Annotated in this window: 13 protein-coding genes and 1 pseudogene; 9 read left to right on the top strand and 5 right to left on the bottom strand. The window is 67.5% G+C overall.

Annotated elements, in window-relative coordinates; translation table 11 throughout:
• Positions 1–135: 135 nt before the first annotated feature.
• The 6 genes and pseudogenes from NS4_RS26350 to NS4_RS31735 all read left to right on the top strand — a co-directional run.
• Positions 136–1,062 carry a hypothetical protein gene (locus tag NS4_RS26350; protein WP_063062192.1) on the top strand — a complete coding sequence of 309 codons (927 nt, stop codon included), beginning with the start codon at positions 136–138 and terminating at the stop codon, positions 1,060–1,062.
• A complete protein-coding gene (locus tag NS4_RS26345) occupies positions 1,059–1,463 on the top strand; it encodes a pilin (RefSeq protein WP_245665741.1) in 405 nt (134 codons plus the stop codon). Before NS4_RS26350 ends, NS4_RS26345 begins: the two co-directional genes overlap by 4 nt.
• Position 1,464: 1 nt before the next feature.
• Positions 1,465–3,342, top strand: coding sequence for a TrbL/VirB6 family protein (locus NS4_RS26340; protein WP_157106254.1), 1,878 nt, complete (start codon positions 1,465–1,467; stop codon positions 3,340–3,342).
• Positions 3,339–6,278 carry a PrgI family protein gene (locus NS4_RS31745; protein ID WP_084487739.1) on the top strand — a complete coding sequence of 980 codons (2,940 nt, stop codon included), beginning with the start codon at positions 3,339–3,341 and terminating at the stop codon, positions 6,276–6,278. The genes NS4_RS26340 and NS4_RS31745 overlap by 4 nt, the downstream gene beginning before the upstream one ends.
• Positions 6,279–7,054: 776 nt before the next feature.
• Positions 7,055–8,140 (top strand): tyrosine-type recombinase/integrase, encoded by a 1,086-nt coding sequence (locus tag NS4_RS31740; RefSeq protein WP_084487738.1) that lies wholly within the window; start codon positions 7,055–7,057, stop codon positions 8,138–8,140.
• A gap of 285 nt (positions 8,141–8,425) precedes the next feature.
• Positions 8,426–9,032, top strand: a pseudogene (locus NS4_RS31735) (IS3 family transposase); the annotation flags it as partial.
• Positions 9,033–9,258: 226 nt separating this feature from the next.
• Here NS4_RS31735 and NS4_RS26320 read toward each other — a convergent pair.
• Positions 9,259–10,365, bottom strand: coding sequence for a LuxR C-terminal-related transcriptional regulator (locus NS4_RS26320; RefSeq protein WP_063062189.1), 1,107 nt, complete (start codon positions 10,363–10,365; stop codon positions 9,259–9,261).
• A gap of 397 nt (positions 10,366–10,762) precedes the next feature.
• Here NS4_RS26320 and NS4_RS26315 point away from each other — a divergent pair, with 397 nt between their 5' ends.
• Positions 10,763–11,467, top strand: a complete 705-nt coding sequence (locus NS4_RS26315) for a GTP pyrophosphokinase (RefSeq protein ID WP_063062229.1) — start codon at positions 10,763–10,765, stop codon at positions 11,465–11,467.
• Between the two features lie 77 nt (positions 11,468–11,544).
• Here NS4_RS26315 and NS4_RS26310 read toward each other — a convergent pair whose 3' ends face one another.
• Positions 11,545–11,892: a DoxX family protein gene (locus NS4_RS26310; RefSeq protein WP_063062228.1), complete on the bottom strand. Its 348-nt coding sequence runs from the start codon at positions 11,890–11,892 to the stop codon at positions 11,545–11,547.
• A 2-nt stretch (positions 11,893–11,894) separates the two neighbouring features.
• Positions 11,895–12,503 (bottom strand): malonic semialdehyde reductase, encoded by a 609-nt coding sequence (locus NS4_RS26305; RefSeq protein ID WP_063062188.1) that lies wholly within the window; start codon positions 12,501–12,503, stop codon positions 11,895–11,897.
• A 74-nt stretch (positions 12,504–12,577) separates the two neighbouring features.
• On the opposite strand from NS4_RS26305, the gene NS4_RS26300 reads away from it, so the two are divergent.
• Positions 12,578–12,928, top strand: a complete 351-nt coding sequence (locus NS4_RS26300) for a winged helix-turn-helix transcriptional regulator (protein WP_063062187.1) — start codon at positions 12,578–12,580, stop codon at positions 12,926–12,928.
• Between the two features lie 71 nt (positions 12,929–12,999).
• On the opposite strand, the gene NS4_RS26295 is transcribed toward NS4_RS26300, so the two are convergent.
• Complete coding sequence (locus NS4_RS26295; RefSeq protein ID WP_084487736.1) at positions 13,000–13,746, bottom strand: IclR family transcriptional regulator; 747 nt, start codon at positions 13,744–13,746, stop codon at positions 13,000–13,002.
• A 246-nt stretch (positions 13,747–13,992) separates the two neighbouring features.
• Between NS4_RS26295 and NS4_RS26290 the strand changes: the two genes are divergently transcribed.
• On the top strand, positions 13,993–14,913 hold the full coding sequence (locus NS4_RS26290; RefSeq protein ID WP_063062185.1) for a bile acid:sodium symporter family protein: 921 nt from the start codon (positions 13,993–13,995) through the stop codon (positions 14,911–14,913).
• Positions 14,914–14,991: 78 nt separating this feature from the next.
• Here NS4_RS26290 and NS4_RS26285 read toward each other — a convergent pair whose 3' ends face one another.
• Positions 14,992–15,432: a limonene-1,2-epoxide hydrolase family protein gene (locus NS4_RS26285; RefSeq protein ID WP_063062184.1), complete on the bottom strand. Its 441-nt coding sequence runs from the start codon at positions 15,430–15,432 to the stop codon at positions 14,992–14,994.
• Positions 15,433–15,644: the final 212 nt, after the last annotated feature.

The following is a 15,644-nucleotide window of genomic DNA, read 5'->3' as shown; positions in this document are numbered from 1 at the left end:
TCGGGCGCGGATAGGTCTTGGGGGTGGCTTGGGTGTGTTTCGGGTGCGGTTTGGATGTGGTTTGGATGCGTTTCGGATAGGGGTCGCTGGTGTCGTTGTGAGGTCGGAATTGTTCCACCGAGCAGGGAGTTACTGGTGACGCATTCGGAATTCGTGAAATATGCGGGATCGGGCGGTTCGCCGCTCGGGGTGGTGCGGTCGAGTTTCGACCGGATCACCGATCAGCGGTTGCCCACCGATCCGCGACCGGTGCCGAGCCCGGCAGCAGCGGTCGCGGGCCCTGTCGAGTCGTGGGGCGGGTTGCGTGAGCGGTTGTGGGATCCTGCGGTGCCGATCGCCGAGATCGACGCGATCTGGGTGTGGCTGATCGAACGTGCTCGCACCCGTAGCGAGGACGCGATGCTGGTGTGCGCCGGCCTGGCGGTTCCGATGCTGGCCAGGGCCGCGAGAGAGTACGCCGCCGTGGGCAGCAGCCATCGCCACGATGTCGAGTCGGAGGTACTGACGGAATTCCTCTCCTCCCTCGGCCGCGTCGCATTAGACCGGCCGGGGGTGTGGCATCGGTTGCGGTGGGTGGCCTACCGCGCCACACGCAAGGCAGCGAATCAGCAGCAATCGGGGGCGATGTCGGCGGGCGACATCGACGGCGACCTCGGTCCGCTCGTGACGCAGGCGCGGTCGATGATCGCCGAACCTGGCCATCCCGAGGAGGTACTCGCCCATGCCGTGACCGTCGGGGTCCTCACCGAGGACGCGGCGGAACTCATCGCGGTCTCACGGTGGGAAGGCCGGTCACTGACAGCGATCGCCGCCGAACGCGGCCAATCGCTATGGAAACTCCACAAGCAACGTCGCCGCGCCGAAGACCGGCTGGCGGCCTGGCTCACCGAACGAGCCCTGGACCTGGATGTAGGCAACACCAGCCCGGTCGAAGCGCAGGCAGTCACCACCCTCGCACCCGCACCGCACACCGGGTCCGCGCCATGGCGAGGTCGCCGGCCGAAACAGGACACCCCGGCACCGGAATCTTCGGGCACCGAGCACGGGCAGGTGGCCGCATGAACGCGAACCGAGGACACCTCAGTGCGGCGCTACTGGCGCCGGGTCGGCAGCCGGTTCTGCGGCGGTGGGCCACGATCCTCGCGGCGGTCTGCACCACCGTGGCGCTGCTGGTGTTGACGGCCGGATCGGCGTCGGCCGTGCCTCCGCAGACCGTGGTGCTGGCGGTGGCCTCGTCGCTGGATGAGGTGATCGACAACGCCCGCAACTGGGTGATGGGGATTCTTGCCGGGCTGGCGACGCTGTGCCTGACCGTGGCCGGTGCGCGCTATCTGCTCGGTGGCGGCGATCCCGCCGAGACCGAGAAGGCCAAGACTGCCTTCCGCGCCGCCTGTCTCGGCTATGCGCTGGCGGTGCTGGCACCGGTCATCGTCGCTGTTCTCAAGTCCATCGTCGGAGGCTGACATGATCGCCTCGCACACCAACGGCTCCACCGTCGGCTCCGCACCACGACCGCAACCTGTCCATACCGCCACAGCAGCGGTGGCGGTGTTGATCGCGATACTCGTCGGCGTCACCGGTGCGGGTGGTGCCGCCGCCCAGCCCGCACCACCGACCATGCCGGTGACACCGACACCGGCCACACCCGCCCCACCGACGCCCGTGCCGCCGACCACGACTCCGCCGTCGAGGTGGGTGACTCCGCCCTCCACCACGACCCCGGGCCCTGTCTCGCCTACGCCGACCGAGCCGGGTGCGCCGTCTCCGGTTCCGGGGGGTTCGTCGGGGTCTGCCGAGTGCGGGGTCACCGATATCAACGGGTGTGTGGAGAACGCGATCGACGGGTTCTTCCAGCGGATCGTCGAGTCCGCGCTCAACCCGCTGCTCGACCTGTTGTCGAAAACGCTACTGACTACTCCCGAACCCGGCGAGATACCGCAGATCGGGGTGCTGTGGAACCAGTCGTGGCAGATCGTCACCGCCCTGTATGTGCTGGTCGTGATGGCGGCGGGGGTTCTGCTGATGATGCGCGAAACCGTGCAGACCCAGTGGTCGATCCGTGAACTCGCGCCCCGGCTGGTGGTCGGGTTCGTTGCCGGGGCGTTGAGCATGGTGATCGCCACGGCGGCGATCGGCTTCGCCAACGCCCTCGCCCACGCGGTCGCCGGAGGCGGTGTCGACTCCGACTCGGCCGCTGGTGCGCTGGCCGAGCTCGCGGTCACGAGCGACCAGAGCCGGGGTTTCGCGTTGCTGTTGTTCCTGGCGTTGGTGGTGATGCTGGTCGTGCTGCTCATCAGCTACGTCGTGCGAGTCACGATCACGATCCTGCTGGTCGTGGCCGCACCCTTGGCGTTGATGTGTCACGCACTGCCCGGCCTCGACGGCGTCGCGCGGTGGTGGTGGCGCAGTTTCGCTGCGTGCCTGGGGATCCAAGTCGTGCAATCCCTGACGCTGGTGACCGTTTTGCGGGTGCTGCTCACCCCGGGCGGATGGCATCTGTTCGGCCCCGACGCCAACGAGATCGTGAACATGATCGTCGCTTTGGCGTTGATGTTCGTGTTGATCAAGACCCCGTTCTGGCTGCTGTCGGTGCTCAAGATCGGGCAAGGCCGTTCATTCGTCGGGTCGATCGTGCGGGGCTTGCTCGCCTACAAGACCCTCGGCCTGCTCAAAGGCGCCACCACGACCACCGCACGGACCGCCGCGACAGCGGCCCCCGCCGGGCAAGCGACCCGGCCCCCGCCGCGAATGCCCCACACCCCCACGGGCGGCTCCGGGCCTTCCGATCCGTATGCGCGGGTGCGCGCTACCCGTGGCGGGCAACTGATGCTGCCCCTGGAAGGAGTACGCCGAGTCGCCCGGCAACCGAGCCCGGTTCCCGCCGATTCGGCCAACTCCACTCCGCCGCGTCCGCCAAGGGCTGGGCGCGGACGTCAGCTCGCGTTCGACTTCACCGAGCCCGACCCCTACCGGGGCATCCGCGCCGGAGCCGGGGGGCAGCTACCCCTGCCGATCCCGGTGCGCCGGGTCAGGCCCGCACCCTCGGCATCGGTGCCGCCACCGCAGCGGTCCGCTACCCGGGGTAGGCAGGCCCGCCAACTCGCTTTCGATTTCTCTGAACACTCCCAGGCCGATCCCTACGCCGGTCTGCGGCCGACCCGTAGCGGTCAGTACCTGCTGCCGTTCCCGGTGGCCCGGGTCAAACCCGCACCGCCGTCACCGAACCCACCACAACCACCCGCGCCAGCGCGTCCGGCGGGGCGTCAGCTGCATTTGCCGATGCCCGACCTGCCCGTGCGCCGCCGCGCGCCACGCGCTCCCGGAGGAGGAACACCGCGATGAGCACGATCGTGCGTATCCCCGCTGATGTCGACCGCAGCGATAGGCTGCTCGGCCCTTTTACCGCCCGTCAGCTCGCCATCCTCGCCGTCACCGCACTATTGCTGTACTCGGCGTGGATCGCGACCCGGTCCGTCCTGGCGCCTGTGGTGTTCCTGGCCGCTGCCACGCCGATCGCGGTCGTGGTCACTGTCGCCGTCTCGACCCGCCGCGACGGGCTCCCGGCTGACCTGCTGCTGGTCGCCGCGATCCGGCACCGCCTCCGAGCCCGCCACCTCGTGACCGGCACCGAGGCAACGGCGCTCGCGACACCGAGGTGGATCACCAACCACGCCAAACGATCCCGCCCCCGTCCGCCGCGCCCGGCAGCACTATCGACTCAGGAGCAACGGCTACCGGAAGCGGTCACCCCGAGCAGCGCTGTCGGGGTGGTCGACCTCGGGGCCGACGGGCTGGCTGTCGTCGCGGTCGCGGGCACCCTGAACCTGTCGTTGCGGACCCCGGCCGAGCAGGACAGTCTCGTCGGGCAGCTCGCGGGCTGGCTGCACACCCTGCGCCAGCCCGTCCAGATCCTCATCCGCTCGGCCCGCCTCGACCTCACCGCCCACCTCACCGGCCTGCACGCCGCCGCCCGCGACATGTCGCCGGAGCTGGCCGCCGCCGCAGCCGACCACGCCGCGCACCTGAACGACCTCGCCGCAGGGGAGTACCTGGCCCGCCGCCAAGTACTGCTCGTCTGGCGCGAACCGCTCAACCACCCCACCACCGCGCCCGCGCCGAGACTATTCGGGCGGCGCGGCCGGGCCCGGCGCGCTGTGTCGGCCGGTGCGCGGCGCGGCGCGGAGTCGCGGCTGCTGCGTCGGCTCAACGAGGCCGCCGATGTCCTGTCCCCGCTGGGTGTGACCGTCACCGCCCTCGACGACCTCCAGGCCAGCGCGGTCCTGCGCAACTGCTGCAATCCCGAGGGCCTCGTCTCCGCCGCCGCCGACGTCTCGCCTGGCACAGCCGTCGTCACCGCCACCGGATCGGGCGAGGCCGGGGTGCCGGACCCGTTCGCAGGCCCGGAGGGAGCCGATTTCGCGCCCGAGTCGTTGACGATCGGGACCCGGCACCTTGAGATCGGCGGAGACTGGGCCGCCACTCTTGCGGTCACCGGATACCCGAGGGAAGTCGCGGCCGGCTGGCTCGCGCCGCTGCTGACCCATCCCGGGCGCGTCGAGGTCGCCGTGCACATCGACCCTGTCGACCCGGTCACCGCCGGCACCCGGTTGCGTCGCCAGCTCGCGCGCCTGGAGTCCTCTCGCATGCACGACGTGGGCCGGGGCCGGCTGTCGGATCCGCAGGTCGATGTCGCGGTCGAAGACGCCGCCGAGCTGTCGGCGCGCGTGGCACGCGCCGAAGCGAGGTTGTTCCGGGTGGGGATCTACCTCACCGTCCACGCCGACACCGAAGCCGAACTCGCCGACGAACTCGCCGCGGTCCGCGCGCTGGCCGCGAGCCTGCTCGTGGACACCTGCACGCTGGCCTACCGCGCCGCTCAAGCCTGGGCCACCACCTTGCCCCTGGGCCTGGATCTGATCCGGGTGCGGCGCACCTTCGACACCACCGCCCTCGCTGCGGCGTTCCCGTTCGACTCCCCGCAACTGCCCGCCGCCGACCCGGCACAGGCCGAACGCCCTTCGGGCGTGTTCTACGGCCGAGACGCCGCTGCAGGGTTGCTGTTCGTGGACCGCTTCGCCCCCGAGTCCCACAACCACAACCTGGTCGTCCTCGGCCGCAGTGGCGCAGGCAAGTCGTATCTGGTCAAAGCCGAGATCCTGCGCTCGCTCTACCGGGGGATCGAACAAATCGTCATCGACCCCGTAGACGAATACCGCCGCCTCGCCCACGCGGTCGGCGGCACCTACCTGCGCCTCGGTGCGGAAGGGCAGCGACTCAATCCCTTCGACCTGGAAATCCACATCCGCCCCGACGGCAGCCGCAGCGCCCCCGCCGACGCCCTCACCCGCCGCAAACTGTTCCTGCACACCCTCATCACGGTCCTGCTCGGCAACCAAAACCCGGCCCAGCGAGCCGCCCTCGACATTGCCTTGACCGCGACCTACGCCGATGCCGGAATCACCGACGACCCCGCCACCTGGACCCACCCCGCCCCGACCCTGAGCAGCCTGCGCGGCCACCTGGCCCGGCTCGATACGCCCGCGGCCGGCGAGCTCGCTGACGGACTCGCGCCCTACGTCGGCGCCGGCGCCTATGCGGGCCTGCTCGACGGGCCCACTACTACTGACGCCGAGGGCGGGCTGGTGGTGTTCTCACTGCGGGAGCTACCCGAGGAACTCAAGACCATCGGCACCCTGCTGGTCCTGGACGCGACCTGGCGACAAGTCTCCAACCCGGCCGACCGGCGGCCCCGGATGGTCACCGTGGACGAAGCATGGCTGCTGATGCGCCAACCCGCCGGAGCCCAGTTCCTGTTCAAGGCGGCGAAGAGCTTCCGCAAACACTGGGCGGGATTGACGGTCGCCACCCAGGACAGCGCCGATGTCCTGTCCACCGAACTCGGGCGCGCAATCGTCTCCAACGCTGCCACCCAAATCCTGCTCCGCCAAGCACCCCAAGCCATCGACGAAGTCGCCGCCGCGTTCCGGCTCTCCGACGGCGAGCAACAGTTCCTGCTCTCCGCCGCACGCGGCAGCGGACTGCTCACGATCGGCGGCACCGACCGCGCGGTGTTCGCATCACTGGCCTCACCCACCGAGGACGCTCTGATCACCACCGAGCCCGGCGAACTCGCCGCCAGTAACGACGAATACGACACCGATATCGACCTCAACGCGCCCTCGCTGACGGACCCCGGGACTTCAACCGCCGTCTTCGGTGACGATGACCACGCTGCCGAGCACCGTCAAGAAGAAGTCCTAGACAGGCGGCCGGTATGAGGGAAATACCTCGGTGGGCTGCTGAGGGGCCGATCCGCGACCCGACCCGATCGCACGCCCTGCATACCGGCGTGTTCGAACAAGAAAGCGCCATCCACTTCTGCCCGCGCTCGTCAGCCTGTAACCCCATGTCCCATATGAACTCTGTGCGACACCCACTCTCAAGTAAAGGCGTCCCCGTCATGGTGAGAAAAGACGTTCCCTCCGCGACGCGAATCTCAAGACATTCTGCGAAAGAACCACACGGACCACGGGTAGCAAATTACTCGTGCCCACCGCAGCAGCGAAAGGCTGCCCCGGCACCGATTGTGAGGGCCGAGAGTGAACTCGCGTGAGCCTCTCTACGAGGGCCTATTCGAGGCACCCAAGTCAGGGGATCTTCCGTCTGGAGGCCTGGCGCCGGAGTTCCTGTATCCGGAGGTCTTGCCGCAAGCGGAGTGCGGAGAACTTCATTGCTCGGTCGTTTCGATCGATGAACGAGGCAGGCTGGCCGCCCGGTCCACAGTGCGCCGGCTCGGTTGGACTTCTGATCTGATGGTTTCGATCGAGGTGAAGCACGGGCTGGTTGTGATGCGCCGCTCGCGGACGGGTCGGCGATTATCGCGGTCCGGGCTTCTTTTTCTGCCCTCCAGGATTCGTAGTCGGGTCGGTCTGTACGCAGGTGATCGAGTGTTGCTGGCCGCAGCGCTGGACGACGAGGTGCTCTGGGTATACCCGCCCCGTGTCTTGGCGGCGGCGTTGTGTGCGTTCACTCCAGGTCTAGGGCGGTAATCGCTATGAAAGACTCCGAAGTAGCCGATCTGCTGCAGACGGTGAGCCGTTTGGGCCTGACAGTAGTCCGAGGGCCTGCTGAGCCGGTCGTGTTAAGGGCTCCGACTTTTGACGAGTTCATTCCCCGGATGCTCGAAGCGGAATCCGAATCGCAGCGAGAATCCTACGGCGCCTGCTGGCGATTTCTACTCGGTGCTTGGGGTGGACGCCCTTTGGATGAGCCAACCCCGACCGAGGTGTTGCAGCTGGTGAACCGGTACAAGGCCGGCGCCGTAGTCAGGTCGAACTGGCGTGGAGGTAGTGCCGCGGCGCGGAACTTTCTGCATGGGGTGCGTCGGCTGTATCGGCTGGCCGAGATGGACGGTTTGATTGCGCCCGCGTCGAATCCGGCAGCGAAGGTGCCGATGCCGCGCAAGCTGGAGAGCACCCGACACGCTCTGACCGCCCGCCAAGTGTCCGAGCTAGGTCGTGTTGCTGCGGAGACAGGCAACGATGGCGAGCTGGACGCGTTGATTGTCCGTCTGCATGTCGAGACTGCGTGCCGGCGTCAGGCGGCGCTGAGGTTGCGTGTCGATGACCTCAGCGTTGACGATTGCACCGTTCTGCTGCACCACAAGGGCGGGGTGGATACCTGGCATCCGATCACACCGCTTCTCATGCTGCGATTACTCGAGCACGTCGACCGTCGCGGTGTTGGTGCCTCGGGGCATCAGGTGCTGCGGACTCGTGGCGGGAGACCGATCACCGACCGCCGCTATGACAACCTGCACGGGCGGTTCCATCAGCATCTGGCGTGGGCCGAGGCGAAAGGGGTGACCGTGCACTGGCTGCGGCACACTACCCTCACCTTTGTCGAACGCGCATACGGTGAGGCTGTGGCTCGGCGATACGCAGCGCACCGGGATCCTGGGACTACCGCAACCCCGATCTACACAAAGGCGTCTCTAATGGAATGTGCTGAAGCGCTCGTAGCGGTCACTGGACAGCCTCACCCCCTTGCGCCTGGCATGGGCCGGATCGGATTTATGGAGCGAGAGGAAGGCACGGCGACTGGACCGATATCCGAGAGGCATGGCACCGAACCTGTGTAACGGTTGTGTGCCAACCTGGAACTGCCAGGGATTCCAATTGTGCTTTGCTCGAAGGGTTCAGAAGAGAACCGCGCGAGTTGTCGCGGCGCACTGAGGTTCGCTTGGTGTCGGTCTCGCACAACGGCGCACCGGCGTGCGACATGCAGGTCGCCAGGGTTCTGGGTGTCCAAGCGTATGTCCGGGCACGCAAGGCTGGATGTGCCCATCGGATGCCGTCCCGGCAGGGAGCCGTGAACCACCCCGGTTTTGGTGCTCACCTTCTTTCTTGGGAAGGATGGGCAGATCATGCCTGCGAAGTACGACGAAGCGACCAAGGCCAAGGCTGTCCGGCTGGTCGTCGATCACCGTGACGACTACGACAGTGAGTGGGCCGCGATGAAAGCGGTCTCCGCGCGGTTGGGAATGACCACGGAGACTCTGCGCAAATGGGTGCGTAAGGCCGCGGTCGACGCCGGTGAGGCCGACGGGGTCACCACGGAGTCGGCGCGGCAGATCCGCGAGTTGAAACGCAAGAACGCCGAGCTCGAGCAGACCATCGAGATCCTGAAGGGGCAGCGAGTTTCTTCGCGCGGGAGAGCGACCCGCGACACCGTTGATCTGCGAGTTCATCGCCGAGCATCGCGCTCGGTTCGGGGTCGTTCCGATCTGCCGTGTGCTGAGAGCACACGGTGTCAAGATCGCCCCGAGGACTTTCCATGCCCGGAACCGGCGTCCGCTGTCGAAACGTGGCTTGTGGGACACCGTGGTGACCGAGGTCCTGGCCGGCTACTACAACCCCGACGGCGCAGGCCGGCGGAAACCGGAATCGCTGTATGGCGCCGAGAAGATGTGGGCCCACCTGCAACGACAGGGCATCGAAGTGGCCCGCTGCACTGTGGAGCGGCTGATCAAGGTTCCCAGGGTGATCGAGTTCGTCGACGAACTGCCGCGCACCCCGACCGGGAAACTCGTCAAGGGCGTCCTCCGCGAGAAGTATGCCGAGCTCGGCTCGTAGCCGGCGGGCACACCGGGGACGGCACTCCGATTCCCCGCACGGGGGCACTCGCCGACCCGGGTGAGCGCGCGGCCAGCGGGGTCGGTTGGCCGATCAGTGGTCGCACCGAGGGGCGGCCGTAGCTCTAGCGGTTGTCATACATGCGCGCGACCGCACCTGCGCGGTTGGGAACGCCGAGCTTCCGCAGGATGTGCTTCACGTGCTGTTTCACGGTGCCCTCGGAGATGACCAGCTCGCCCGCGATCGAGGAGTTGGTCCGGCCCTGCGCCATCATCTCGAGAATCTGCACCTCGCGTTTGGTGAGCCGGTCTCGGACCTGTGCAGGCACCGACGGGCGAGGGAGCATGACGGGCTGCGCCGCGGAGTGGTCGTGCTGGGCGGGCCGTGCGAGATCGACATCGAGTGTGGCCTCGAGCGCGGCAGAGGTGACCGCCACGGCCTCGCGCAGCATCGAGTCGGCGTTGTCGAGGCGCTCCGCGAGGGCGGCCCTGGTCAGCGTCAACCGCAGCCCCTCGGTGAAGGTCCGCAGCGCGTCGCGATCGAGTGTGTCGGTGTCCCGGCCCTGCAGGTAGCGGTCCCCGTGAATGAATCCGACCACCCTGCCGCTGGAGACGATCGGGGCCGCCACGTAGGACCGCGACATCGATTCCTCGGCGATGCGTCGATGGACCCGCGACTGGTTCTGGACGTCGTGAACAAGGATGGCCTGGCGTCGCCGCACCATCTCGGACTCGAAGAGACCGGGAAACAGGGCTTGCGGGCTCTCCTGGCCGGCGCGATTGATCGATTCGGCCCAGCCCGGATCGTCGACGATATACACCTGCTCGGATATCCAGAGATTGTCCTGGATCCGGGAGACGATCGCGCGATCGAATCCGAGCTGTGCCGCCAGTCGCGGGGCGGCTTCCACGATAGCCCGTACGGAGCAGGGAATGGCTTCGAGCTGGGCGAGCACATCGCCCATGCGCCGGCCGATCTCGGCGGACCTGGCCTCCCCGGCACGGGTCAGCGCGCGGTCGAGCAGCCGCAGCCGGTTAAGCGCGTCGAGCAGGGCGCGATGGGGGTGACCCTCGGTTTTGGCCAGGGCATCGGCGATCGCCGTCCACGCCTCATCGAGGGCTTCCTGGGTGGAGACCGCTGTCTCGCCGATCGCTCGGTCGTCCGCCGGTAGGTTGTTCAGATTCGCCAGCACAGTGCGAACCCGGCTATCGAGTTCCGCCGCGCTGCCCATCTTCACGCTCCCGTGTCGGTGATCCAACGCATAGTGCGAGTGCGCTCGGCAGAGTCCGCTCTGGTCCGATGCCCGGGGGTTGCCGCTGGCCGTCGCGCAGCTCACCTGGATAGTACTGCGAAGGCAGGCACAGTACTGGGAAACGCGCAGATGTGATCCGGGGGCGGGGCGGTGGAGACGAACGGGAACGGTGGTGGCGAGAACTCCCGCCGGGTCAGGATCGCCACCGCCGCCGTGGCGGTCGCGGAGTGGCCGGTGCGTAGGGTTGCTGTAGGTCACGGACCGCATCACCGCGATGCGGGCTGCCGGGCCGAATCCAGGGTGATGCAGTGGAAGGGGCCGGGCGGTGGCAGAAGTAGTCGATCAGGGCGACCGGCCGGAGGCGGACGCCGAGTCGATGATCGGGTTCATGTCGCGGATGCGGGACGAGATGACCCGCTTCGTGATGGAGTACGAGTTCGCCGTGAAAGAACTGCTCACCAAGGTGACGATCTTGCGGGAGGAATTCCTCCGTCTGCACGATTACAACCCGATCGAGCACGTCACCTCTCGGGTGAAGTCGCCGACGAGCATTCTGCAGAAGGCGATCCGGAAGAACATCCGACCCGAGTTGTCGATTCTGCGGGACCACATCAGCGACATCGCCGGCGTGCGGATCACGTGTAGCTTCATCACCGATACCTATCGGGTGCTGGAGGCGCTCACCTCGCAGGCCGATGTCGAGGTGCTCGCCATCAAGGACTACATCGCCGACCCCAAGCCGAACGGGTACAAGAGCCTGCACGCCCTGCTCAAGATCCCGGTGTTCCTGTCGACCGGGCCGGTGAACGTCACCGTCGAACTCCAGGTGCGGACCGTGGCCATGGATTTCTGGGCCACCCTCGAGCACAAGATCTTCTACAAGTACGACGGGGATGTTCCGCAGCGGTTCATCGACGACCTGACGAGTGCCGCGGCCACGGCGGCGGAACTCGATCGCCGGATGGAACAGTTGCACACCGATGTCCACGGTGTGGACGGCAGAACCCGGGGCCCACAGGCCGATATCGACGATGAACTGCTGAAGTTCGTGTGGGAGCACGTCCGAGATTCCCGATCCTGAAAGCCGCGGCCGGGGCGTCGAGCTCGATTCCCCGGCCCGCCGGCTTCCGGATCCGACACCGCGGTGCGAGCCGCCGGCTATATGGTCAGCAGGCGCAATACCAGGGCGGCGACGGCTACGAGACCGAGCACCGCGGCGGGCGCCAGCTCCTTGTCCCGCACTCGGACGTGGGCGCCGACCGCGCCGATGAAGTAGAGGATCACCCCGATCGCCGCGGCGACGCCGATCGGCCACCAGAACAGGCCCCCGAGGAGTCCCAGCGCACCGGCGATTTCGAGGGAGGCGAGCCAGGGCAGCTTGTCGGCCGTTACCCGGACCGTCTCCATGGAGGCGCGGATGCTGTCGTGCCGCGTGAGTTTGGCGGTCGCGGACGCCAGCAGCACCGCGCTCAGCAGGATCGTGACGATGACGGTGGCAATGAACATGATCAGGCCCATCCCACCGCGTTGCCGGTACCGAGCCGGGGGAGCCGATCGAACCACGGGTCTTCCCCGGGGTGCCCGATGTTCACCACCAGGATCGACTTCCAGCGTCCGTCGGGGAAGAAGTCGGCGTCGAGCGCGGCCTTGTCGAAGCCTGCCATCGGCCCGGCGGCCAGTCCGACGGCACGCACGGCGAGGATGAAGTAACCCGCCTGGAGTGCGCTGTTGAACGATCCGGTGTGCTCGCGCATCGCATCGTTCTCGGCGAAGACGTCCTTCAGCTCCGGCCTGAAGGGAAGGACGGTCGGGAGGTGCTCATGAAATCGGGTATCGACCGCGAGCACGGCGACGGCGGGCGCGGACCGCGTCTTCTCCACGTTGCCCTCGTTCAGGTGGGAGAGCAGGCGCGCCCGGCCCTCGTCCGTCCGGATGTACAGAACGCGCAGGGGCTGGGTGTTCGCCGCGGTGGGCGGCCACTGGGCGATCTCCCAGACGGCAGCGAGCTCGTCGTCGGTGACCGGCGTCGGGGCGAAGGTGTTCGCGGTGCGAGCATCGGTGAAGAGCGTGGCGAGTGCGTCGGCGTCGATGCGACCGAGCTGCTTCGTCTCTGTCATGGGCTTCCATTTCTGATGCGACTAGTAAAAACAGAGTGACCCGTAGGATGGTAGCACCTTGGTAGGCTGGCCTCGTGGACGGAAGTGTCGGGGCGCACGATGCGCGAGCGTGCGACGGCGCCTTGGCTCGTGCCTTCGAGTTCCTGGGCAAGCGCTGGAACGGGATCATCTTGGGCACCCTCCTCGGCGGCCCGGCGGGGTTCGCGGAACTTCGCAGGGCGGTGGAAGGCATCAGTGATTCGATGCTGTCGGATCGGCTGGGTGAGCTGGGGAGGGCGGGGCTGGTTCAGCGGACCGTTGCCGACGGGCCGCCCATCTCGGTGGCCTACGAGTTGACGCAGTCGGGGCAGGCGCTGCTTCCGGCGATCGAAGCCCTCACGGCCTGGGCGGCGGAGAATCTCCCCGCCGGTGCCTGTGACCGCTGAGTCGGTGACGGCTTCATCGTTGGCGATCTGCTCGGCCGTGGTCCGGACGAGGCGACCCGGTACCTCGGCCCCTACGTCGCCGAATCGCCGGCGATACTGATCCTGCGCGCGGCAGCGGCCAACTCGGAGCTGTATCGCTCGGGGTGGCGGCCCTCGGGTGCCACGACGACCAGGACGCCGACCGGAAGCCCGGAAGCATCGCGCACCGCCGCGCCGATGGCTACCACCCCCCGGGTGACCTCCCCGAATGAGAAGGCCACGCCGCCGGTCCTGACCTCGGCCAAGCCGGCTTCGCAGCGTAGGCGGTCATCCGGAGCGAGCCGTGCCAGGGTCGCGTCGATGGTGCCTTCCGGCAGCCACGCGAGTGCGGCCCGGCCGGTTCCCTCGTGGAAGGCTATGCGCAGGCCGCGCGGGTAGCCCACCGAGACGACATCGTTCGGCGTCCGCACCAGGACCGGCGCGATATAGCCGTCGTAGACCTTGTGCAGGACCGTCGTGGCCGAAGCGGCCCGCATCAGTTTCTCGACCTCCGGCCGGGCCCGCGTCAGCAGGCCGTTCCGGTGTTCGGCCAGCTCGCCCAGTTCGATCAACCGGCTTCCGAGGTCGTACTGCCCCGCGGAGGCCCCCCGCTCGATCAGGCCGCCGCCGACCAGGCTCGTCATGAGGCGGCCGACGATGCGGCGTTCCAGGTTGGTCTCGCGCGCGACGTCGGCGATCCGGCACGGGCCGTGCCGGGCGACCGTCTCCAGCACGCGGATGGCCCTGTCGGCGGTTTGCGCCGATTGGCCACCCTCGGACTCTCCCGCTTCGGGTCGCATCCTTCTCCGCTCTCTTGACTACGGTCTGGCCAGACGGCATGCTGAGCGATGATCGCTCACTATCAGGCGATTATAGCCCATATAGCGGTAGCCTCCCGCCGCTGGACAGACGTACCGGCGGATGATCTCGCGCCGGTCGTCCGGGAACGACGCTACCGAGACCGAACTCTCGGCAGCGTCGATGGGCCGGGAGCGACATCTCGGCGCAGCCGCGGTCTAGAGCCTCAGGGCTGGAAGAGGACCACCATGGACTCAGCACTCGTATCCGTCGCGCTGCCACTCGCGTTGGCAGTGATCATGTTCGGGTTGGGGTTGTCCCTCACGACGGCGGACTTCGCGGGGATCGCGCGGCACCCGAAGACCGTCGCGATCGCGTTGGTGTGTCAGTTGTTCCTGCTGCCGATCGCGGCCTTCGGGCTGGTTCATCTCTTCGATCTGCCCGCCGTGCTCGCGGTGGGCGTGATGCTGCTCGCCGCATCGCCGGGCGGGACGACCGCGAACCTGTTCAGCCACCTGTTCCACGGCGACGTCGCGTTGAATGTGTCGCTGACCGCGTTGAATTCGGTCATCGCCGTGATCAGCATTCCGCTGGTGACCAACTTCGCACTGGGATATTTCGACCCCCCTGAGACCGCCGGAGGGGTCGGTCTGCAGTTCGGCAAGGTGGTTCAGGTATTCGCGATCGTCCTGATACCGGTGGTGATCGGAATGCTGGTGCGGCGCTGGCGAACCGGATTCGCCGACCGAATGGACCGCCCGGTGCGGATCGGGTCGGGGCTGATACTGGCGCTCGTCGTGATCGCCGCGCTCGTCGCCGAACGCGCGGACCTGGTGTCCTACATCGTCGACGTCGGCGCGGTCATCGTGTTGTTCTGTCTGATCAGCCTGACCGTGGGGTACTTCGTGCCGCGCTGGTTCGGGGTCGTGGAACGCCAGGCGATCGCATGCTCGATGGAGATCGGCATCCACAACAGCACGGTCGCCATCACCATCGCGATCAGCGTCCTGGACAGTACCGAATTGGCCATTCCGGCGGCGGTTTACGGTCTTCTGATGAACCCGCTCGCGGCGGCTTTCGGCTGGCTCGTCACCCGGGGGAATCGTGGCGGGCAGTCGGCGGTGCGCGAAGCTGCCCGGTCCGCCGAACCCGGCCGAACCGGGAACTGACCGGACGGGCGCCGCCACCGCTGCCGGTCGCTGTCACGTGACTCGGGCCGAGGTGGGGGCGGGAGCCCGCCGAAGTGCCTAGAAGGTCTTCTTCACCGCCGGGAAGACCGCGCCGATGAGGCCCCGCACCGCGGCCCTGGCCAGTGTCAGGTAGTCGAAGTAGTCCCGCCACAGCACCACCTGTCCGTGCCGTACCTCGAATACTCCGCAGACCCACAGCTGCATCCGCACTCGGCCGATGATCCAGGCATCGGTGCGTTCCACGAGCACGGTGCCGCCGTCGGCCGCGATCCGGCGGATCCGCATCTGGATCTCGAGGCGCCCTTCTCCGGCGCGCATGGCCCGCACGATGCGGTCCCGGCCGCGCAGGGTCGGGAGGCCGACGTTCTGCCACACCAAGCTTTCGTCGGCGAACGCGGCGACGGTGGTGAAGTCGTCGGCCTGCACCGCATGCAGGAACGTCTCCACGACCTCGACGGCATCGAGGTCGGCTCGGGGAATCTGGGTGATCTTGGTCATGGGGTCAGGGTAATGTCGTGTCGACCCAGCGGGAACAATTATGCATTATTATAATATAGAACACAGTGTGGGTTGCGGACCGCTGGGCCTGTGCGCGGCGCGACGAAGACGCTGGGAAGACCGCTGCTGAAGGTCGAAGGTCCGCGTGGCATCCTCAGGGGTTATCGGGCGGACCATCCGGGTCGAGTACGGGAAGCGGGACATGATGGCTG

This window comes from Nocardia sienata NBRC 100364, assembly GCF_001613205.1.
GTDB lineage: Bacteria > Actinomycetota > Actinomycetes > Mycobacteriales > Mycobacteriaceae > Nocardia > Nocardia sienata.
Note: the sequence above shows the minus strand (reverse complement) of the source record. Positions and strands in the feature narration are given on the sequence as shown.

Coding starts and splice junctions, on each gene's coding strand:
- NS4_RS26315 (WP_063062229.1), top strand. CDS start 10,763: ATGATCGGGTTCATGTCGCGGATGCGGGACGAGATGACCCGCTTCGTG.
- NS4_RS26295 (WP_084487736.1), bottom strand. CDS start 13,746: ATGCGACCCGAAGCGGGAGAGTCCGAGGGTGGCCAATCGGCGCAAACC.
- NS4_RS26305 (WP_063062188.1), bottom strand. CDS start 12,503: ATGACAGAGACGAAGCAGCTCGGTCGCATCGACGCCGACGCACTCGCC.
- NS4_RS26310 (WP_063062228.1), bottom strand. CDS start 11,892: ATGTTCATTGCCACCGTCATCGTCACGATCCTGCTGAGCGCGGTGCTG.
- NS4_RS26345 (WP_245665741.1), top strand. CDS start 1,059: ATGAACGCGAACCGAGGACACCTCAGTGCGGCGCTACTGGCGCCGGGT.
- NS4_RS26340 (WP_157106254.1), top strand. CDS start 1,465: ATGATCGCCTCGCACACCAACGGCTCCACCGTCGGCTCCGCACCACGA.
- NS4_RS26290 (WP_063062185.1), top strand. CDS start 13,993: ATGGACTCAGCACTCGTATCCGTCGCGCTGCCACTCGCGTTGGCAGTG.
- NS4_RS31745 (WP_084487739.1), top strand. CDS start 3,339: ATGAGCACGATCGTGCGTATCCCCGCTGATGTCGACCGCAGCGATAGG.
- NS4_RS26320 (WP_063062189.1), bottom strand. CDS start 10,365: ATGGGCAGCGCGGCGGAACTCGATAGCCGGGTTCGCACTGTGCTGGCG.
- NS4_RS31740 (WP_084487738.1), top strand. CDS start 7,055: ATGAAAGACTCCGAAGTAGCCGATCTGCTGCAGACGGTGAGCCGTTTG.
- NS4_RS26285 (WP_063062184.1), bottom strand. CDS start 15,432: ATGACCAAGATCACCCAGATTCCCCGAGCCGACCTCGATGCCGTCGAG.